The organism is Sandarakinorhabdus limnophila DSM 17366 (genome assembly GCF_000420765.1).
GTDB classification, from domain to species: Bacteria; Pseudomonadota; Alphaproteobacteria; order Sphingomonadales; family Sphingomonadaceae; genus Sandarakinorhabdus; species Sandarakinorhabdus limnophila.
The window spans coordinates 586,628-605,168 of sequence record NZ_ATVO01000003.1; the positions used below are offsets into that span (position 1 = coordinate 586,628).

Genomic DNA, 18,541 nt, shown 5'->3' on the forward strand with positions numbered 1-18,541 from the left:
GTCCACAGTCGCGGGCCCCACATCAGCGAGGCCCAAGCTTAACATTCATTTGCCGAAATCCAAATTTCTGTTGGGCCATCAGCCTGCACCCTTGACCGGCGCGCCGCCCACCTTCACCACACAGTCATGGCCGGGTGGCAATTCTGGATCGATCGCGGCGGCACGTTCACGGATATCGTGGCCTTGCGCCCCAATGGCGGGCTGGAGACGGCCAAGCTGCTCAGTCACGCGCCGGAGCAATATGCGGATGCCGCGCTGGCCGGTATCGCGCGGTTGCGGGGGGATGATCAGGCCCCAATTCAGGCCGTGCGGATGGGCACGACGGTCGCCACCAACGCGCTGCTCGAACGGCGCGGCCAGCCCACATGCCTTGCCATCACGAGCGGCCACCGCGATGCCCTGCTGATCGGCCACCAGGCCCGGCCGGATATCTTTGCGCTGGAGATCAGGAAACCCGCGCCGCTGTATGAAACGGTGGTGGAGATTGACGAGCGGGTGACGGCCGAGGGTGAAATCCTGCGTCCGCTCAACGAGAATTCGACCCGTGCCGCGCTCCAGGGCGCGTTTGACGCTGGCTATCGCAGCCTTGCCATCGCCTGTGTGCACGGCCACGCCCATCCGGCGCATGAAGCGCGCGTAGCCGCGATGGCGCGGGAAATCGGCTTTACGCAGGTGACCACCAGTCACGAAGTGGGCGCCGTGATCCGGCTGGTGCCGCGCGCCAACACCGCCGTGGTTGATGCCTATCTGTCGCCGCCGCTGCGCGACTATGTGAACACGGTCGCGGCCGGCCTGCCGGGGGTGAACCTGGCCTTCATGCAGAGCAACGGTGGCCTTGCCCGCGCCGGGCATTTTCATGGCCGCGATGCCATTCTCTCCGGCCCGGCCGGCGGCATTGTCGGCATGGCGGCGGCCGGGCGCAGCGCGGGGGAAGAGCGACTTATCGGCTTCGACATGGGCGGCACCTCCACCGATATCTCGCTGTTCGACGGGCAATATGAACGCGCCGAAGAAGTGATCATTGCCGGCGTGCCGATGCGGGTGCCGATGCTGAAGATCGACACGGTGGCGGCCGGTGGCGGTTCGATCATCAGCCATGTTGGCGGCCGCCTGAAGGTGGGCCCCGAAAGCGCCGGCGCCGTGCCCGGCCCAGCCGCCTATCGCCGCGGCGGGCCGCTTACCGTCACCGATGCCAATGTCATGCTGGGCATTGTGCAGCCAGCGCTATTCCCGGCGCTGTTTGGCCCCGGCGGAAAGCAGCCGCTCGACGTAGACGCCGTGCGCGATGGCTTTGCCCGGCTTGGCGCCGCGCTGGGCCAGCCACCCGAACAGGTGGCCGCCGGCGCCCGTTCCATCGCCACTGAAACCATGGCCCAGGCCATCCGCCGCATCTCGATCGCCCGCGGGCACGATGCAGCACAATATACGCTCACCAGCTTTGGCGGGGCCGGCGGGCAACATTGCTGCGCCATCGCCGATCAACTGGGCATGCGGCGCATCCTCATCCACCCGCTGGCCGGCCTGCTTTCCGCTTTCGGCATTGGCCTGGCGGAAGTGCGTGTGGTGCGGCAGCGCACGCTGAATTGGCCACTCGGGCCGGACACTGATCTTGCCCAGGCGGCGACCGAATTGGCCGAACAGGCCCGCGCCGCCCTGATCGCGCAAGGCGAGGCGGTGGCGGATGTGCAGGTGAAGGCCCGCATCCGCTATGCCGGGTCAGATAGCGGTGTGGACCTGCCGCTGGCGCCGCCCGAGGTGCTGGCAAGGGGATTTTCGGAAGAGCAGGCCCGGCGGTTCGGCTTCGCGATTGCCGGCGCCGATCTGGTGGTAGACGCGTTGCTGGCCGAGGCTGTGGGCGAAACACCGGCGCTGCCAGCCGCCGGCAGCGCGCCGCCAGCGGCCGGCAGCGGCCCGGCACATATCGCCACCCACGATATCTATCTGGGACACCGGCGGCAGCGGTGCACCTTCTACAACCGCGCTGCCCTGCCCACCGGCTGGCGCATTGCCGGCCCGGCCGTGATCATCGACAGCGCCGGCACGACATTGGTGGAACCCGGCTGGCAGGGCGACGTCGACGCCGCGGCCAACCTGGTGCTGACCCGCCTCGCCCCAGCCGCCAAAGCAACCGCTCCCGTCTCGGAAGCCGCCCCCGATCCCATACGCCTCGAACTTTTCGCCAACCGTTTCATGGCCATCGCGGAAGAGATGGGCGAAGTGCTGAAGACCACCGCCTGGTCAGTCAACATCAAGGAAAGGCTGGATTTTTCCTGCGCGCTGTTCGACGCTGAAGGCCATCTAATCGCCAACGCACCGCACATGCCGGTCCACCTGGGCTCCATGGGTGACAGCGTGCGCACGGTGATGGACAAATGGGCCGGCTCTGCCCGCGGTATCCACGCCGGCGACACATTCGTGCTCAACAACCCCTTCGCTGGCGGCACCCATCTACCCGATGTCACTGTTGTTACACCGGTTTTCGTCGATGGCAGTGCTCCGTCATTCTGGGTGGCAGCGCGTGGCCACCAGGCCGATATCGGCGGTATCACACCCGGTTCCATGCCACCCGACAGCCGGAGCATCACGCAAGAGGGCGTGCTGATCGACAATATCCTTTTGATTGATCAGGGAAACTTCCTGGAAGCTGAAATGCTCGCTCTGCTTGGCTCAGGCCCCTGGCCGGCGCGTGACCCGGCCCGATGCATCGGCGACCTGAAGGCACAGACCGCCGCCTGCACCCGCGGCGCGCAGGCGCTGGTGGCGCTGTGCCAGTCAGAAGGCGAACCGGTCGTCGCTGCCTTCATGTGCCATGTACAGGATAATGCTGAAGAGGCTGTTCGCGACGCAATTTCCCGTCTTACCGATGGTGAGCGATCAGTGGAGATGGACAACGGCGCATATATCAAGGTCACCGTCCGCATCGATCCCGCCAGCCGCAGCGCCACCATCGATTTCACCGGTACGTCTCCGCAACTGCCCGACAATTTCAACGCCCCCTTTTCGGTGGCGCAGGCGGCTGTCCTCTATGTTTTCAGATGCTTGGCTGGCAATGATCTGCCGATGAATGATGGCTGCATGCGGCCGCTCAAGCTGATCGTGCCCGAAGGCTCCATGCTGCGCCCCCAGGCACCCGCCGCCGTTGTCGCCGGCAACGTGGAAACCAGCCAGATCATCACCGATGCCCTGTTCGGCGCGCTGGGCGTGCTGGCGGCGTCCGAAGGCACGATGAACAACTTCACGTTCGGCAATGCTGCCCACCAATATTACGAAACCATTTGCGGCGGTGCAGGTGCAGGGAACAGCTTCGCAGGAGCCAGCGCAGTCCAAACGCACATGACCAACAGCCGCCTCACCGATCCGGAAGTGCTCGAATCCCGCTTTCCGGTATTGGTTGAGGAATTCGGCACAAGACATTGTTCTGGAGGCAAAGGTCATTGGCCCGGCGGCGACGGCGTGATCCGCCGCGTCCGCTTCCGCCAAGCCATGACCGCCTCACTGCTCTCCGGCCGCCGTCGCACCCGGCCCTTCGGTCTTGCCGGCGGCAGCGACGCCTTGCCCGGCAGCGCCCGCGTCGAACGCAGCGACGGCCGCGTCGAAACACTGGCCGCCTGCGACCGCGCCGAACTGGCCCCTGGCGACATGATCGTGATCGAAACCCCCGGCGGCGGCGGTTACGGCGTGTGAGCACCCTGCCAAGCCTATGGCCCCTGATCGGCATCGGCATCGTTGTGATCGGTTTTGCCTTGCGTGCCAATCCGCTGGCCGTGGTGGTCGCTGCTGCCTTCGGGTCAGGCCTGGGCGCCGGGCTTTCGGTGCCCGAAGTGGTGGCGGCGTTGGGCAAGGCCTTTCACCAGAACCGTTATGTCTCGGTACCCTGGATCACCTTGCCAGTCATCGGCCTCATGGAGCGGGCAGGCTTGCAGGAACAGGCCGCCGCGCTTATCGCCCGAACAAGGGCCGCAACAACCTGTAGCATCCTACTGATCTATCTTGGTTTTCGCCAGATCACCGCGGCGCTTGGACTCACCCAGATCGCCGGCCATGCCCAGACGGTGCGGCCGCTGCTCGCGCCAATGACTGAAGCCGCCGCGACACGCGACAACCCGACGATTAGCGAGGATGGCCGCAACAAGGTCAAGGCCATGGCCGCCGCGACCGACAATGTCGGCATCTTCTTCGGCGAAGATATCTTCCTCGCCATCGCGTCCATCCTGCTGATCAAGGGCTTCCTCGAAAGCGCCGGCATCATCGTGCAGCCGCTGCAGCTTTCGGTGTGGGCCATCCCCACCGCGCTGGCGGCCTTTGCGGTGCATGGCGGCCGGCTGCTGCGAATGAAGCCATGATCGGCCTTCCCGCGCTTTATACGTTTGCCGGGCTGGTGTTCGGCAGTTGGGCGGTCGCGACCCTGCTCGATCGGCAGCACACCAAACGCCTGCTCGGCGCCAGCTTCTGGGGTCTGCTTGCCATGGAGTTTCTGGCAGGTGACGCTTTAGGAGATACAGGCAACGGATTGTTATTGTTGCTACTTGTGGCGCTGGTGCTGCTGGGAGCACCCGGCAAGGGCCAGGCTGCCACGACAACCATTGCGGAACGCCTCGCCAGCGTCGCCCGGCACGGCAACCGACTGTTCCTGCCAGCCCTGATCATGCCCGGCGTCGCGCTGGCCGGCACCTTCATCTTCCCGTTATTGCCCGGGCTTGTCGATCCCAAGCAGGTCACGCTCATCAGCCTCGGTCTCGGCGCCCTCATCGCCACTTCCGTCCTGATGCTGTGGCTGCGCCCGCCCTTGGTCGCACCGATGCAGGAAGGTCGTCGCCTGGCCGAAGGCGTGGGCTGGGCGATGATCCTGCCGCAGCTGCTGGCCAGCCTGGGTGCGCTGTTCACGGTGGCCGGCGTCGGCGAGATCGTCGGCGCTTTGGCCCCGATGGCAATCCCCGAAGGCAGCCGCCTTGCTGCCGTGCTGGCCTTCACCGCTGGCATGGCCATCTTCACCATCATGATGGGCAACGCCTTTGCCGCCTTCCCGGTGATGATGGGCGGCATCGGCCTGCCGGTGCTGGTGTTGGGATTGGGCGGTGATCCGGTGGTGGTGGGTGCCGTTGGCATGCTGGCCGGCTTCTGTGGCACCTTGCTGTCGCCAATGGCGGCCAATTTCAACATCGTGCCGGCCGCGCTACTGAACCTGCCCGACCGCTACGCCGTGATCCGCGCACAATGGCCCACGGCCGTGCTACTCTGGCTGTTCAACACTTCGATGATCTGGGGATTTGCCTTCCGATGACGCTCGACGCCGCCCTCGCTGCCCGCATGGCCGGCATCGCGCTGGGCCATGTCGCCCGCGAGTATCCGCACAAGCTGGATCATGTGCTGGCCGGCGATGGCGATGCCCGCACGCCGCGTGATCTGCACCCGATGTTCTTTGGCAGTTTCGATTGGCACAGTTGCGTGCACGGCTGGTGGCTGCTGCTGCGGTTGGCCCACCTGTTTCCCGATCACGCCCGCGCCGATGCAACCCGCGCGCTGGCCGCCGAAACCTTCACGCCAGACAAGGTCGCGGTGGAACGCGCCTATCTCGCCCGACCGTTGTCGCGCGGGTTCGAGCGGCCCTATGGCTGGGCTTGGCTGCTCAAGCTCCACGCCGAAATGGCAAGCGCTGGCAATCCCTTGGCGCCAATCCTTGAACCATTCGCGCATGATTTCGCTGCGCATTGGCGCGCAATGCTGGGCAGCTTCACCTATCCCATCCGCACCGGCGCGCACGGCAACACGGCCTTCGCCCTCGTGCTCAGCGCCCACTGGACCGCCGATCATGATCCCCAACTCTTCGCCCTGATGGCCGACAAGGCCCGCGCCTGGTACAGTTCCGACCGCAGCGCTCAGGCTTGGGAACCCGATGGCGATGCCTTTCTGTCACCCACGCTGATGGAAGCGCTGGCCATGGCGACCCTGTTGCCGGCCCCCGAGTTCCGGCGCTGGTTCCGCGCCTTCTTGCCCAAGGCGAAGCTGCAAACCCCTGCCAGCCTGTTCACCCCCGCCACAGTCACTGATCGCAGCGACGGCAAGATCGCGCATCTCGATGGCCTCAACCTCTCCCGCGCATGGGCGTTCCGCTCGCTGGCCGCCAAACTCGGCCCGCGCGATTCCACCGCACCGGTGCTGCGCGCGGCGGCAGATGCCCATATTGCCGCGGCCCTGCCTCACATTGCCGGCGACTATGCCGGGGAGCATTGGCTTGCCAGCTTTGCCCTGCTGGCGCTGGAGGCCTGAAGGCGATGCGCCGCCGCACGCGTCATTGGCTGCTTGGTGGGACCCTGGCCCTCGCGGCCGTGGGCGGGCTGAGCTGGCAATTGCTGCGCGAAACCCAAACCGCCGCCATCGCCAACGCCCCGCCCCGGGCCGCGCCCAGCCCTTTGCCGCCGCCCCCGCCATCCAGCATTGCCTTGCCGGTGCGGGTGCCGCTGGCGCTGCTGGAAGCCGCGGTGAACGACGCGGTGCCGCAGCAGCTTTGGCAGGTGGATAAGCCCGGCAGCGTGTGTCTGAAGGCCAGCCGGGTGCGCATGTTCGGAGCCAAGTTGAAACTTACACCGGATGTGAAGTGCCGCATCGTCGGCGATGTGACACGCGGCCCGATCCGTCTTTCCAGCCGAGACGACAAATTGCACCTTGCAATGCCAGTGGCCGCCACGTTGGAAGCGCGCGACATCGGTGGCCTGAGCATGGGCAAAGGGACAGAAGCCAAAGCCCTGATCACGGCCGATCTGGTGCCGGAACTGACGCGCGATGGCAGGCTGACGGCGCGTATCCAGCTGCGGTATGACTGGCGACAGGAACCGACCGTTTCGATTTTGGGCCAGCAGATCAGGCTGACCGAGAAGGCCGACGAGAAGCTCGCGCCGATACTGGCCAAGATGGAGGCCGAACTGCCGCGCCTGTGGCCACGCCGTTGCAGGCCATCGGCAAGACGGGTGGCCCGCCGGGCCTGCTGCTGCACAGTGCCGTGCTGGCCGATCCGGTCACATTGCAACGCCCGATCGACAAGGCGCTGGCCAAGGTGGCGGCGCACGGTGTGCTGGTGCCGGAATGGGGCCGGGTGAAGGTGCGCTTTGGCCCGTCCACCCTATATGCCACGGAAGGCGGCAAGCTGGCGCTGGGGCTGCAGATCAGGGCGCGGGGGCCGCGCCAGTTGCTGGACACGCGCGGACGACTGTGGCTGACAGCGCGGCCGGAAACACAGCCGGACAGCGAGCGGATGCTGGTGCGTGATCTGGCGCTGGCCGCCCAACCTGGCGACGATGTGCAGTTGCCGCTGCTGGTGGCGGTGGCGCAATCCGCCGAGGTGAAGACTGCGCTGGAAGAAGCGCTGACCCAAGATTTCACCCGCGATTACACCAAGCTGCTGCGCAAGATCGATCGGGCGCTGGCCGAAGTGAAGATCGGCGAATTCCGCCTCGCCATGCGTCTGGACGAGGTACACCACGGCAAGGCGGTGGTGCTGGGCCAGGGCATTTACCTGCCGGTCACCGCCACCGGCAGTGCCCGACTGGATTATGCCCCGATGCTTCAGCCGCGGCCGCGATAAGGCGGCTTTTGCGGCGGACGTGGCCCAGAATTGGGGCCACCAGGCGGACGGGCGGACAAGGTGCGCTGCGGCGGCGGCCGCTGCGCAGAGCGTTCTTGGGGCGGGCCGCCGGCCGGGCAGATATCAATCTGGTCTTCGGCGCTGTTGCCCTTGCGGGTTGCATGGCGCTTCAGGGCCACCACAAAGCGTTCTGCCATGTCGGGCGCGATTTCCACCATCGTTTCGCCGGGGAAGATGCGGATGGCACCGATATCGGGCTTGGTGACACCACCGCGCCGGCAAAGCAGTGGAATGATCCAGCGCGGATCGGCATTATCGCGGCGGCCGACATCGAGGCGGAACCACACACCTTCGCCGCCGCGATCGCCGCCTCGGTCGTTGCTGCGGCCGGCATCATTGCCTTGCCGGCTGTCGCGGCGTTCGGCGCGCGGTGCGGGGCCGGCGTCGACCAGCTCCTCGGCCTGTGGCAGGCGGGCGCGATGCATGCGCACCAGGGCGGAGGCAATCTCGTCGACACCGTGGCGGGTGAGGAGTTCCTCGCCCAGGCGCTTGTCCTCATCGTCCAGTGCGCCAATGCCTTCGCCAATGCTTTCCAGCAGGCGGGTACGATCCTGCACGGCAATGGCTTCCAGCGTGGGTACCGGGGTCCATTCGGCTTTCACCCCGGCCCCTTGCAGCATACGCTCAACGCGGCGGCGGGCGGGATAGGGTACGATCAGCACGGCGGTGCCCTTGGCGCCGGCACGGCCGGTGCGGCCGGAGCGGTGCTGCAGGGTTTCGGCGTCGCGCGGCACTTCAACGTGAATCACGAGGCTAAGCCCGGGCAGATCGATGCCGCGCGCGGCCACATCGGTGGCCACGCACAGCCGCGCGCGGCGGTCCCGCAGCGCCTGCAGCGCCTGGTTGCGCTCGGATTGGCTGTGCTCGCCCGACAGCGCGACGGCGGCAAAACCGCGTTCCGTCAGGCTGGCGTGCAGCCGGCGAACATTGTCGCGCGTGGCACAGAACAACAATGCGGTCGGCGGTTCGTGGAAACGCAGCAGATTGACCACGGCGGCTTCGATATCGGCCGGCGCAGTGGCGACGCATTGATAAGCGATATCGGTGTGGGCGCTGGCGCGGCCAGCGGTGGCAAGGCGCAGCGCGTCTTTCTGATAATCGCGCGCGAGTTCGGCAATGCCCTTGGGCATGGTCGCCGAAAACATCAGGGTGCGGCGTTCGGGCGGCGCGGCATCCAGGATTTCTTCCAGATCCTCGCGGAAGCCCATATCGAGCATTTCATCGGCTTCATCAAGCACGACGACCTTGCAATTATCCAGCAACAGCCCGCCGCGTTCGAGGTGATCGCGCAGGCGGCCCGGGGTGCCGACCACGATGTGCGTGCCAGCCGAAAGCGAGCGCCGTTCCACCTGCTGGTTCATGCCGCCCACGCACGTGGCGATGCGCCCGCGCGCCGGTGCATAAAGCCATGCCAGTTCCTTGGCCACCTGCAACGCCAGTTCGCGCGTCGGTGCAATCACCAGCGCGAGCGGACGGGCCGGCGCTGGCAGCGCATCGGTAGCGCCGAGCAGATTCTCGGCCATGGCGAGGCCAAAGGCGACGGTCTTGCCCGAACCGGTCTGCGCGGAAACCAGCAAATCCCGGCCGCGCGCCTCTTCGGCGATCACGGCGGATTGGACGGGGGTGAGTTCTTCATAGCCGCGCTGCGCGATGGCCTGGGCCAGCGGCGCGGGGAGCGTTTCAATTGTCATGGGCCGCCTATGGCGCAATTGGCCGCGAAAGGCGAATCAGCTTCGCACGAAAACTGCAAGACCTGCTCATGCCGAGCATGTCGTGTCCCCGCCGCGAGCAGCGGGGACACATAACAACTCAGTAGACTTCGAACAGTCCGGCCGCACCCATGCCGCCGCCCACGCACATGGTGACGACCACATATTTGGCGCCGCGGCGCTTGCCTTCGATCAGGGCGTGGCCGGTGCAACGCGCGCCGGTCATGCCATAGGGGTGGCCGATCGAGATCGAACCGCCGTTGACGTTGAGCAGATCAGGATCGATGCCCAGAACGTCGGCGCAGTGCAGCACCTGCACGGCAAAGGCTTCGTTCAGTTCCCACAAGCCGATGTCATTCATGGTCAGGCCGTTGGCCTTCAGCAGCTTGGGAATGGCATAGATGGGGCCGATGCCCATCTCGTCCGGTTCAAGGCCGGCGACGGCCATGCCGCGATAGGCACCCAGCGGGGTGAGGCCACGGCGGGCGGCTTCCTTGGCTTCCATCAGAACGCTGGCAGACGCGCCATCGGAAAGCTGGCTGGCGTTGCCGGCGGTGATGCAGCCGCCTTCGATCACCGGCTTCAGGCCCTTCAGGCTTTCCAGCGTGGTTTCCGGGCGATTGCCTTCATCCTTGGACAGCGTGATCTCGTGGGTGGTGACCTCTTTGGTCTCCTTGTTGACCATCGCCATCGTCGAGGTCATCGGCACGATTTCGTCGTCGAACTTGCCGGCGGCTTGCGCTGCGGCGGTACGCACCTGGCTTTGATAGCCATATTCATCCTGGCGATCGCGGCTGACGTTGTACCGCTTGGCCACCACTTCGGCGGTCTGCAGCATCGGCATGTGGATGTTGGGGTGCATGGCGACCAGGCTCGGGTCCATACCCACGCGCATCTTGTCGTTCTGCACCATCGAAATGCTGTCGACACCGGCGCCGATGCAGATCTGCATGCCATCAACCATGATCTGCTTGGCAGCGGTCGCGATCGACATCACGCCCGACGAACATTGCCGATCAATCGATTGGCCCGACACGGTGACCGGCAGGCCAGCGCGCAGCAGTGCCAGGCGGGCAATGTTGCCGCCCTGCACGCCCTGTTGCAGGGCACAGCCCATCACGACGTCGTCCACTTCGGCGCCTTCGATGCCGGCGCGCTTCACAGCGTGGGCGATGGCATGGCCGGCGAGCGTTGGCGACGGGGTGGCGTTGAACGCGCCGCGGAACGCCTTGCCGATCGGCGTGCGGGCGGTGGAAACGATAACGGCTTCACGCATGAGATATTCCTTCCTGTGTCAGTTCAGCGGGCTTCAGCCCACATATTGCAAAGTGATCCATTCGGCGGCGAGCGCGGGCTTGGTTTCGCCTTCGATCTCGACCGAGACATTGGTTGTGGTCTGCCAGGCACCATCCGGGCGCTGCGACACATCGGCGATGGTGAAGCGGCCGCGGATCTTGCGGCCCGATTTCACTGGCGCCATGAAGCGCACCTTGTTGAGGCCATAGTTGACCCCCATGCGCGTGCCCTTGATGCCGGGCATTGCCTGATACGCCATGACACTGAGCAGGCTGAGCGTGAGATAGCCGTGCGCGATGGTGGTGCCGAATGGCGTCTGCGCCGCGAGTTCCGGGTTCACATGGATGAACTGGTGATCACCCGTCACTTCAGCAAAGGCGTTGATCTTTTCCTGCGGGACTTCGATCCAGTCCGACACGCCAACCTCGGTTCCGGCCAGCGCGCGAAACTCATCCAACGTCAGTGATTTTCCGGCCATGCACGTCACTCCCCATGATCTGATTTGCAGCCAGCCTAGGCCCCGCTTCACGTTCACGTCAACCCAGCAGAATCGTGTAAACACGACGCTGTTAACTTCATGATTAGTTGTGATTAACCATAATCCATCGTTACTGGAATTGGGCATCCGCAGTGCCGCCCCAGGCACGCCGATCACAAAGGATCGCCCGCCATGACCAGCAACAACCCCGCCGCCGCCCGTGCCCTGGCCGCCCTTGCCCTGCTCGCCAGCACCGATGCCGGTGCCGTGACGGTCACCAGCCTTGCCGGCGCGCCCGACCCCGTCCCGCTGCCCGGGCAGCAGTTAGTGGTCAGCTTCGACGCGCCAGCGGCGCCCGGCTTCAGTTGGACCGGCGGCCTGGCCACGGCCATCGACGCGATCGCAGCCAATTTCAGGATGTTGGTCATTGTAGTGCTCCCCTCGACCATGCGGCTGCCCAGCCGCGAACAATTCAAACAAAGTCTGAACGCTAAAAATGTAACGTATTTTTTACCTCTACGAAAGTATAATTTAAGTTAACTGAAATTTCTTGTTCATGTTAAGGCCGTGCGCGTTGGCTGGAAGCCGCACAACAGCGATCAGCGCGGGCGTTCGGCGATCTGGGTTGGATCAATCAGCCGGCCATCGGGCGCGGCTGTGAAGGTCGTTTGGGTGGGATAGGCGAACTCCACGCCCAGTTCAGCAAAGCGGCGCACGATGGCAAAACCCACCGCCTGCCGCGCCGCGGTCATGGCCTCCAGTTCGGGAACGGTCACGAAGAAGATCAGCTCGAAATCCAGGCTGGACGGACCGAACCCCGTGAAGGCGGCGCGATCGAAGCGACAATCGGCCTGCGCTTCCACAATCGCCTGCAGATGGCCGGGCAGCGCCTCCAGCAGATCGGGCGGGGTCTGGTAGACAATGCCGAAATTCAGCACCACGCGCCGTTCTTCAATGCGGCGCAAATTGGCCACCTGCTGCTCCAGCAGCTTGGTGTTGGCCATCACCAGTTGTTCGCCCGACAAGGATCGGATGCGGGTGGTCTTCAGCCCGATATGCTCCACGGTGCCGGTCGAGGTGCCGTAACTGATCGTGTCACCCACCCGGAATGGCCGGTCGAACAGGATGGCGAGCGCGGCAAACAGATCGGAAAAAATCCCTTGGGCGGCCAAGCCGATGGCGATGCCGCCGACGCCCAGACCAGCCACCAGCGCGGTGACATTCACGCCCAGGTTATCGAGAATCAGGATCGCCGCCAGCAACCAGACCACGACATTGACCAGCACGGTGATGATGCCCATGGCGTTGCCGAGCGCGACGGCATCCTCGCCGCCATGGCCGGCGCGGCGATGCACCAGGCCCAGCACCAACTCCCGGATCCACAGGGCACCCTGCACCGCAAGTGCGATGGTGAACAGATTATCCACCAGCCGCATCAACGGCCCGGGGAGAGCCACGGCATGGGTGGCACCGTCCAGCGCGGCCGCGATCAGGAACAGCGAGAGCGTGCGCGCCACCAGAGCGCGCAACAAGCTGGGGGCACCGGCAAATTCACGTGGCAGCAGACGCAGCGCGCCCCATTTCAGCAACCACAGAGCGACCAGGATGGCACCGGCAATTGCCGCGCCGAACAAGGCCTCGCCGCTGTCCTGCGTGATCCAGGCCCAGCTTTCGCCGAACGCGCGTTCGGCGCGGACGGCAGCGCGGCCCAACGGGTCCGCCATCACCAGGCGCTCTCCAACCAGGCTGGCCGCCGCACCGCTACCTTGGCATCGCCAAGGAACAGCGGCTTGTCGGCTTCCTCAAGCCGCAGATGCACGATGGCATGATCGCCGCGCCGGCTCCGGAGCTTGCCGCAGGCGCGGCCGGCGTCGTCCTTCACATCGATGGCATCGCCGGGCTCACCGTCCAACGTCACCGGCACGAGCCGGCGGCGCACCTTGTCGCGGTGGTGCATGCGCGCGGTGTTTTCCTGGCCAACATAGCAGCCCTTGGTGAACGACACGCCGTCCAGCAGATCAGCGCCGGTTTCCAGCCAGAGCAATTCGTCCGTGCCAATATCCGCGCTGTCGGGCACGCCCACCAGGTGGCGATGCGCATCATAGGCGTCCGCGCCGGCCGGTGCACCGTCCGCGGGGCCGACCCAGCGTGCGCCCAGAACAGCGTTGCGTGCATCCGCTGGCATGCCGCCCGGCCAACTCGCCAGCACCACCAGATCGTCGCGCCGCGCCAGCGTCACCGCCTTGCGCAGCTTGTACATCCCCAGCCGCTTGAGCAGCGCATCGGCCTTTTCGGCTGCGACATCGATCAGGATCGCACCGCCATCGCCGGCATGGAGATGGAAATCGAACAGCGCCTTGCCCTGCGGGCTGAGCAGCCCGGCAAAGACCGCGCGGCCCGGCGCCACAAGCGCAACATCATGGGTGATCAGCCCCTGCAAAAAGGCCACGGCATCGGGGCCGTCCAGCGCCAGCACGGCGCGATTATTAAGGGAAATGGGGGTCATGACCATGGAGATAGGCAATCCACGCCGTCCTGCCAATGCCGCGACCCGGCTGCCCGCGCGAAAGCCGTGCTGCAACGCTTGACTCTGTGACCCATTTCTCGCATTGGAGCCGCCTTCGTCGCGGCGGGCCATGGCCTGAAGCGCGTCACCTGCTATTCGGAACCGGAACCATGGCCAAGCCGACCACCATCAAGATCAAGCTCGTGTCCACTGCCGACACTGGCTATTATTATGTCACCAAGAAGAACCCGCGCACCAAGACCGAAAAGCTCTTGTTCCGCAAGTATGACCCGGTGGCCCGCAAGCACGTCGAATTCAAGGAAGCCAAGATCAAGTAAGCGCGGTTGCGCTGTCTGATGGCACGAAAAGGGCTGGCGGCAACGCCGGCCCTTTTTGCGTTTGGCCGCGACACTGCATCTGGGCCATCCCCGCTTGGCAGCCCTCTCGCCAACCGTTAGGCAGCATTCGTGCTGCGCGATAAACCCTCCTCCGCTGATCCGGCCGTTCTGGCGCTGCAGGCGCTCGCCCATGTTGCCGGTGATGAGGATATGGGGCCGCGCTTCCTGGCGCTCACCGGCATGGATGCCGAAGCCTTGCGTGCCAATGCCGGCAAGCCGGCCACACTGATGGCGCTGCTCGATTATCTGATGGCCAATGAACATGATCTCGTTGCCACCGCCGAAGCCATCGGCGTGAAGCCCGAAACGCTGGCCCTGGCGGCGCGCAAGCTGGGGAGTGACTGGTGAAAGCGCGTCCGCTCATCGTTTCCGATTGCGATGGCGTGCTGCTGCACTTCATCGCGCCGTTCGTCGATTATCTGCGCGAGGTCCATGGCCTGACGCTGAGCATGGACAGCTTTGCCCTCACCGGCAATGTGAAGCGGCCCGATGGCAGTGCGGTGGAACCCAAGGAATTCCCGCCGCTACTGGATGGCTTCTTTGCGGACTGGATGCACAACCAGCATCCGATCATTGGCGCCGCCGTCTCGCTGGGGCAGCTCGCCAAGGATTGCGACGTGGTGGTGCTCACCAACATCGCCGATCATCACGCCGAGCGCCGCACGCTGGAGCTGGCGCGGCTGGGCATGCCCTATCGCGTGATCGGCAACCAGGGCGGCAAGGGTGCGCCGATGCAGAAGCTGCTCGACGAATTCCAGCCCAGCGAAGCCATCTTCATCGACGATCTGCCGCCCAACCACACATCGGTGAAGGCGCATGTGCCGCATGTGCACCGCTTGCACATGGTGGCCGAACTGGAAGTGCGCCACCTGATCCCGCAATCGCCCGATGCTCACGCCCGCCATGATGATTGGCCGGCGATGCTGTCTCACATTGAAACCATCCTGAAAGGTTGATCATGACTCCAGAACAGAAACTCGCCGAACTCGGCATCACCCTGCCGAGCGCTGCTGCGCCCGCCGCCAATTATGTGCCGACGGTGACGGCCGGCAACCTGATGCACATCAGCGGCCAGATCCCGTTTGCCGAGGATGGCAGCCTGATGAAGGGCCGGCTGGGCGATACAGTTGATGTCGCTTACGGCCAGGCCGCCGCGCGCCGCTGCGCCGTGGGCCTGATCGCGCAGATGAAGACGGCGTTGGGCGACCTGAGCCGTGTGAAGCGCGTCGTGAAGCTGGGCGTGTTCGTCGCCAGCCATCCCGATTTCACCGACCAGCCGGAAGTGGGCAATGGCGCATCCGATCTGATGGTCGAAGTATTTGGCGATGCCGGCCGCCATGCCCGCGCTGCCGTGGGCGTGGCCGTGCTGCCGCGCGGCGTGGCCGTGGAAGTGGACGCGGTCGTCGAGATCGCCTGATGCCAGAGTCCGGCGGAGCTGTGCCGGTGCGTGTGGTGGGCAAGGCCAGCGAGATTTCGCTGGCCGACTGGAACGCCTGCGCCGGCCCGGTGAACCCCTTTGCGCAAGGGGAGTTCTTCCGCGCGCTGGAAGAGTCCGGCAGTGCCTGCAGCCGCACGGGCTGGCAGCCCGTCCATCTGGTGACAGATGGCGTGGACGGCCGCCCGGCGGGCATCATGCCGGCCTATCTCAAAACCCACAGCCAGGGCGAATATGTCTTCGATCACGCCTGGGCCGATGCGTGGGAACGGGCAGGCGGCAGCTATTATCCCAAGCTGCAGGCCGCCTTTCCCTTCACGCCGGCCACAGGCCCGCGCCTGCTGCTGCGTGATGAAGCCGCCGGCCTGGCCCTGATCCGCGCCGCCGAGCAGGTGACGGAGAGCAACAATTTTTCCAGCGCGCATGCAACCTTTCTCACGCCCGAACAGCAGATCATGTTCCGCGATGCCGGCTGGCTGATCCGCACCGGCGAGCAGTTCCATTGGCAGAACGAGAACTATCGCGACTTCCAGGATTTCCTCGGTGCCCTCTCCTCCTCGCGGCGCAAGATGATCCGCAAGGAGCGTGAGCGCGCGCTGGCCGGCCTTGAGATCGTGCATCTCACCGGCAACGCCATCACGGAAGGCCATTGGGATGCGTTCTGGACTTTCTATCAGGACACCGGCGCCCGCAAATGGGGCCAGCCCTACCTGAAACGCAGTTTCTTCAGCCTCATCGGCGAGGCAATGGGCAGCCGCGTGCTGCTGATGCTGGCGCTGCGGGGTGGCAAACCCGTCGCAGGCGCACTCAATTTCATCGGCGATGAGTGCCTCTACGGCCGCTACTGGGGCTGCACCGAAGAGGTGCCCTTCCTGCATTTCGAGCTGTGCTATTATCAGGCCATCGAATGGGCCATCGCCAATGGCCGCGCCCGGGTTGAGGCCGGCGCGCAAGGGCAGCACAAGCTGGCGCGCGGCTATCGCCCCACCCCGGTGATCTCCGCGCATTACATCCCCAACCCCGGATTCCGGCAGGCAGTGGCCGATTATCTTGCCCGCGAAACCCAGGCGGTGATCGAGGAAATCGAATATCTGGATCAACATGGCCCATTCAGGCAGCCGCAAGCCTGAACCGTGCTAGTGTAGCCCATGCGACTCATGCTTCTGCTTGCCGTGCTGGCTACCCCCGCTGCTGCCACCGAATTGGTTCGCCTGTCTGACGCGCAGCGCGAGGCGGTGATCGCGGCGGCCGCCAATGGCCCCGAACGAACCCCGGTCCTCACCCCTGAACAGGCCAAGCGGCAGTCCGTGCTCGATCGCTCGCTTTATCCGGAATTTTATCAGGACGGCGGCGGCGCCGTGCGGGACCGCAAGGTGCATGGCGAAATGAGCATGTTTGCCGGCAGCGGCGGCACCTTCGGCGTCAGCGGCACAGCCATGGTGCCTGTCGGGGAAACCGGCACCGCTGCCATTTCGGTGATGCAGGGCACCAGCCGCTGGGGCGGCATTTCCGGCTTCGGGTTCGGCTACACCAGCGGTGATGCGCAGAATAATCTGCTGATCGGCAACAGCTTCAATGGCGGTTATGGCGGCTATGGTGCCTTTGGCGGCCCGTTCGGCGGCCCCTGGACCACCCCTTATGGCCAGACCTGGCAACCGGCCCTGCGGATGCGGCGGCGCTAAATCGGCTGCCCTGCGGCATCGACCCACAGATCTTCCGGCAGCGCCCGCACCCGCACGCAGCGGCGGCCGTCTTCGGTGTAGGTGATGATATCGGTGGGCGCACGCGTGCCCACCACCAGCAGACGCGCTGGGTGATCGCTCGCATTTTCCAGATGATGGCCAATGGCCACCCCGGCCGCAAAGGTCGCGGCATCGCCGGGCTGCATCGGCGTCACCACCCCGCCTTCGTGCAGCAGCAGGCTGCCCTCCAGCAGCAACAGCATCTCGTCTTCATGGGCATGCCAGTGATTGCGTGACGTGGAAGCCCCCGGTGGGATGGTCTGGATGAGCGCGCCAAACTGTTGGAGACCGCCCGGCTCGCTTATCCATTGCGATCGGATGATGCCGCCGGGCGCATCTTCATCCTCCACCAGCATCGCCTCGGGCCTGATCAGCGGCATGGCTCAATCCCTCAGTGCAAGGCGATATTGTCAATCAGCCGCGTTGTGCCGATCACGCCGGCCACCATCAGCCGTGCACCCGGCGCCGGGGTGCCCAGGCTGTGCAGCGTCTCGCCATCAACAAGTTCCAGATAATCCAGCCGCACGAAACCGGCAGACTTGACGGTGCGCTCACCGGCGGCCAGCGCCGCGGCCACCGGCATACCGCCAAGAATCGCAGCGCGCGTTGCCTGCAAGGCCTGCGGCAGCGCCAGCGCGCGACTCCGTTCGTCGGCCGAAAGATAGGCGTTGCGGCTGGACAGGGCCAATCCATCATCATCCCGCACGATCGCGCAGCCGTGGATTTCCGTGCCGATGTCCAGATCGGCTGCCATGCGCTTGACGATGGCCAGTTGCTGCCAGTCCTTCTCGCCAAACACCGCCGCATCGGCCTGTGCGGCGCTCAGCAACTTGGCCACCACGGTCGCCACGCCGTCGAAATGCCCCGGCCGTACCCGGCCGCACAGCAGATCAGGCAGGCCGCCCACCCGCACGAAGCTGGCAAAGCCCGGCGGATACATGGTGGCGACATCGGGGGCGTAAAGCAGACTGCACCCTGCGCCCGCGAGCTTCACGGCATCGCCGGCTTCATCACGCGGATAGCGGGCAAGATCCTCGTTGGGGCCGAACTGCTTGGGATTCACGAAGATCGAAGCGACCACGACATCGGCCAGTGTGAGGCCTTTCGTCACCAGTGCCAGATGGCCAGCGTGCAGCGCGCCCATGGTTGGCACGAAGGCGACACGCTTGCCAGCGGCCTGCCAGGCCCGCACCTGGGCGCGCAGTTTGGCGGGCGTTCGCAGGGTGGGCAGTGTGTTGGTCATGCAGTCTTCACCAAGGATCACCCGCAAGGGGCGTTGACAGGCTGGCGGCGCTGTGGGCGATACGGAACCACAGTGCAAGCCAGAACAAGGGATAA

The 18,541-nt window shown here is 65.3% G+C and carries 20 protein-coding genes; 13 read left to right on the top strand and 7 right to left on the bottom strand.

What is annotated here, in order from left to right:
- Positions 1-126: 126 nt before the first annotated feature.
- Genes G566_RS0102970 through G566_RS0102995 form a run of 6 tightly spaced genes read left to right on the top strand, consistent with a single transcriptional unit; the run spans position 127 to position 7,579 of the window.
- Entirely contained in the window at positions 127-3,684 is a 3,558-nt protein-coding gene (locus tag G566_RS0102970; RefSeq protein ID WP_022679198.1) for a hydantoinase B/oxoprolinase family protein, read from the top strand.
- A complete protein-coding gene (locus G566_RS0102975) occupies positions 3,681-4,343 on the top strand; it encodes a DUF969 domain-containing protein (protein WP_022679199.1) in 663 nt (220 codons plus the stop codon). The genes G566_RS0102970 and G566_RS0102975 overlap by 4 nt, the downstream gene beginning before the upstream one ends.
- Positions 4,340-5,281 carry a DUF979 domain-containing protein gene (locus G566_RS0102980; RefSeq protein WP_022679200.1) on the top strand — a complete coding sequence of 314 codons (942 nt, stop codon included), beginning with the start codon at positions 4,340-4,342 and terminating at the stop codon, positions 5,279-5,281. Before G566_RS0102975 ends, G566_RS0102980 begins: the two co-directional genes overlap by 4 nt.
- On the top strand, positions 5,278-6,267 hold the full coding sequence (locus tag G566_RS0102985) for a DUF2891 domain-containing protein (protein WP_022679201.1): 990 nt from the start codon (positions 5,278-5,280) through the stop codon (positions 6,265-6,267). Before G566_RS0102980 ends, G566_RS0102985 begins: the two co-directional genes overlap by 4 nt.
- A 5-nt stretch (positions 6,268-6,272) precedes the next feature.
- Positions 6,273-7,094, top strand: coding sequence for a DUF4403 family protein (locus tag G566_RS0102990; protein ID WP_022679202.1), 822 nt, complete (start codon positions 6,273-6,275; stop codon positions 7,092-7,094).
- Positions 7,019-7,579: a DUF4403 family protein gene (locus G566_RS0102995; protein ID WP_029131179.1), complete on the top strand. Its 561-nt coding sequence runs from the start codon at positions 7,019-7,021 to the stop codon at positions 7,577-7,579. The genes G566_RS0102990 and G566_RS0102995 overlap by 76 nt, the downstream gene beginning before the upstream one ends.
- Here G566_RS0102995 and G566_RS0103000 read toward each other — a convergent pair.
- The 3 genes from G566_RS0103000 to G566_RS0103010 all read right to left on the bottom strand — a co-directional run bounded on the left by G566_RS0103000 (position 7,561) and on the right by G566_RS0103010 (position 11,122).
- Positions 7,561-9,330: a DEAD/DEAH box helicase gene (locus G566_RS0103000; protein WP_022679204.1), complete on the bottom strand. Its 1,770-nt coding sequence runs from the start codon at positions 9,328-9,330 to the stop codon at positions 7,561-7,563. The two genes, G566_RS0102995 and G566_RS0103000, sit on opposite strands and share 19 nt — an antisense overlap.
- 118 nt (positions 9,331-9,448) lie before the next feature.
- Positions 9,449-10,624: an acetyl-CoA C-acyltransferase gene (locus tag G566_RS0103005; protein WP_022679205.1), complete on the bottom strand. Its 1,176-nt coding sequence runs from the start codon at positions 10,622-10,624 to the stop codon at positions 9,449-9,451.
- A 33-nt stretch (positions 10,625-10,657) separates the two neighbouring features.
- On the bottom strand, positions 10,658-11,122 hold the full coding sequence (locus G566_RS0103010) for a MaoC family dehydratase (protein WP_022679206.1): 465 nt from the start codon (positions 11,120-11,122) through the stop codon (positions 10,658-10,660).
- A 192-nt stretch (positions 11,123-11,314) separates the two neighbouring features.
- Here G566_RS0103010 and G566_RS0103015 point away from each other — a divergent pair, with 192 nt between their 5' ends.
- Positions 11,315-11,662 (top strand): hypothetical protein, encoded by a 348-nt coding sequence (locus G566_RS0103015; RefSeq protein ID WP_022679207.1) that lies wholly within the window; start codon positions 11,315-11,317, stop codon positions 11,660-11,662.
- A 59-nt stretch (positions 11,663-11,721) separates the two neighbouring features.
- Here G566_RS0103015 and G566_RS0103020 read toward each other — a convergent pair whose 3' ends face one another.
- The gene (locus G566_RS0103020) at positions 11,722-12,846 is read right to left on the bottom strand and encodes a mechanosensitive ion channel family protein (RefSeq protein WP_022679208.1); all 1,125 of its coding nucleotides are present in this window, start codon (positions 12,844-12,846) and stop codon (positions 11,722-11,724) included.
- Entirely contained in the window at positions 12,846-13,628 is a 783-nt protein-coding gene (ygfZ, locus tag G566_RS13325; protein ID WP_084706735.1) for a CAF17-like 4Fe-4S cluster assembly/insertion protein YgfZ, read from the bottom strand. The genes G566_RS0103020 and ygfZ overlap by 1 nt, the downstream gene beginning before the upstream one ends.
- A 170-nt stretch (positions 13,629-13,798) precedes the next feature.
- Between ygfZ and rpmG the strand changes: the two genes are divergently transcribed.
- From rpmG to G566_RS0103055, 6 genes are all read left to right on the top strand, one after another.
- The gene (rpmG, locus tag G566_RS0103030) at positions 13,799-13,966 is read left to right on the top strand and encodes a 50S ribosomal protein L33 (RefSeq protein WP_017668361.1); all 168 of its coding nucleotides are present in this window, start codon (positions 13,799-13,801) and stop codon (positions 13,964-13,966) included.
- A 129-nt stretch (positions 13,967-14,095) separates the two neighbouring features.
- Positions 14,096-14,374, top strand: coding sequence for a DUF3572 domain-containing protein (locus tag G566_RS0103035; RefSeq protein WP_022679210.1), 279 nt, complete (start codon positions 14,096-14,098; stop codon positions 14,372-14,374).
- Complete coding sequence (locus G566_RS0103040; protein WP_022679211.1) at positions 14,371-14,982, top strand: hypothetical protein; 612 nt, start codon at positions 14,371-14,373, stop codon at positions 14,980-14,982. The genes G566_RS0103035 and G566_RS0103040 overlap by 4 nt, the downstream gene beginning before the upstream one ends.
- 2 nt (positions 14,983-14,984) lie before the next feature.
- A complete protein-coding gene (locus G566_RS0103045; protein ID WP_022679212.1) occupies positions 14,985-15,443 on the top strand; it encodes a RidA family protein in 459 nt (152 codons plus the stop codon).
- Positions 15,443-16,591 (top strand): GNAT family N-acetyltransferase, encoded by a 1,149-nt coding sequence (locus tag G566_RS0103050; protein ID WP_051135907.1) that lies wholly within the window; start codon positions 15,443-15,445, stop codon positions 16,589-16,591. The genes G566_RS0103045 and G566_RS0103050 overlap by 1 nt, the downstream gene beginning before the upstream one ends.
- Positions 16,592-16,618: 27 nt before the next feature.
- The gene (locus G566_RS0103055) at positions 16,619-17,143 is read left to right on the top strand and encodes a hypothetical protein (RefSeq protein ID WP_022679214.1); all 525 of its coding nucleotides are present in this window, start codon (positions 16,619-16,621) and stop codon (positions 17,141-17,143) included.
- Here the strand turns inward: G566_RS0103055 and G566_RS0103060 are convergent.
- Positions 17,140-17,583 (bottom strand): cupin domain-containing protein, encoded by a 444-nt coding sequence (locus G566_RS0103060; protein ID WP_022679215.1) that lies wholly within the window; start codon positions 17,581-17,583, stop codon positions 17,140-17,142. The two genes, G566_RS0103055 and G566_RS0103060, sit on opposite strands and share 4 nt — an antisense overlap.
- Before the next feature lie 11 nt (positions 17,584-17,594).
- Positions 17,595-18,446 (bottom strand): pantoate--beta-alanine ligase, encoded by an 852-nt coding sequence (gene panC, locus G566_RS0103065; protein WP_022679216.1) that lies wholly within the window; start codon positions 18,444-18,446, stop codon positions 17,595-17,597.
- Between the last annotated feature and the right edge of the window lie 95 nt (positions 18,447-18,541).

Coding starts and splice junctions, on each gene's coding strand:
- G566_RS0103055 (WP_022679214.1), top strand. CDS start 16,619: ATGCTTCTGCTTGCCGTGCTGGCTACCCCCGCTGCTGCCACCGAATTG.
- rpmG (WP_017668361.1), top strand. CDS start 13,799: ATGGCCAAGCCGACCACCATCAAGATCAAGCTCGTGTCCACTGCCGAC.
- G566_RS0102980 (WP_022679200.1), top strand. CDS start 4,340: ATGATCGGCCTTCCCGCGCTTTATACGTTTGCCGGGCTGGTGTTCGGC.
- panC (WP_022679216.1), bottom strand. CDS start 18,446: ATGACCAACACACTGCCCACCCTGCGAACGCCCGCCAAACTGCGCGCC.
- G566_RS0102985 (WP_022679201.1), top strand. CDS start 5,278: ATGACGCTCGACGCCGCCCTCGCTGCCCGCATGGCCGGCATCGCGCTG.
- G566_RS0102970 (WP_022679198.1), top strand. CDS start 127: ATGGCCGGGTGGCAATTCTGGATCGATCGCGGCGGCACGTTCACGGAT.
- G566_RS0103015 (WP_022679207.1), top strand. CDS start 11,315: ATGACCAGCAACAACCCCGCCGCCGCCCGTGCCCTGGCCGCCCTTGCC.
- G566_RS0103000 (WP_022679204.1), bottom strand. CDS start 9,330: ATGACAATTGAAACGCTCCCCGCGCCGCTGGCCCAGGCCATCGCGCAG.
- G566_RS0103010 (WP_022679206.1), bottom strand. CDS start 11,122: ATGGCCGGAAAATCACTGACGTTGGATGAGTTTCGCGCGCTGGCCGGA.
- G566_RS0103045 (WP_022679212.1), top strand. CDS start 14,985: ATGACTCCAGAACAGAAACTCGCCGAACTCGGCATCACCCTGCCGAGC.
- G566_RS0103005 (WP_022679205.1), bottom strand. CDS start 10,624: ATGCGTGAAGCCGTTATCGTTTCCACCGCCCGCACGCCGATCGGCAAG.
- G566_RS0103060 (WP_022679215.1), bottom strand. CDS start 17,583: ATGCCGCTGATCAGGCCCGAGGCGATGCTGGTGGAGGATGAAGATGCG.
- ygfZ (WP_084706735.1), bottom strand. CDS start 13,628: ATGACCCCCATTTCCCTTAATAATCGCGCCGTGCTGGCGCTGGACGGC.
- G566_RS0102990 (WP_022679202.1), top strand. CDS start 6,273: ATGCGCCGCCGCACGCGTCATTGGCTGCTTGGTGGGACCCTGGCCCTC.
- G566_RS0103050 (WP_051135907.1), top strand. CDS start 15,443: ATGCCAGAGTCCGGCGGAGCTGTGCCGGTGCGTGTGGTGGGCAAGGCC.
- G566_RS0103020 (WP_022679208.1), bottom strand. CDS start 12,846: ATGGCGGACCCGTTGGGCCGCGCTGCCGTCCGCGCCGAACGCGCGTTC.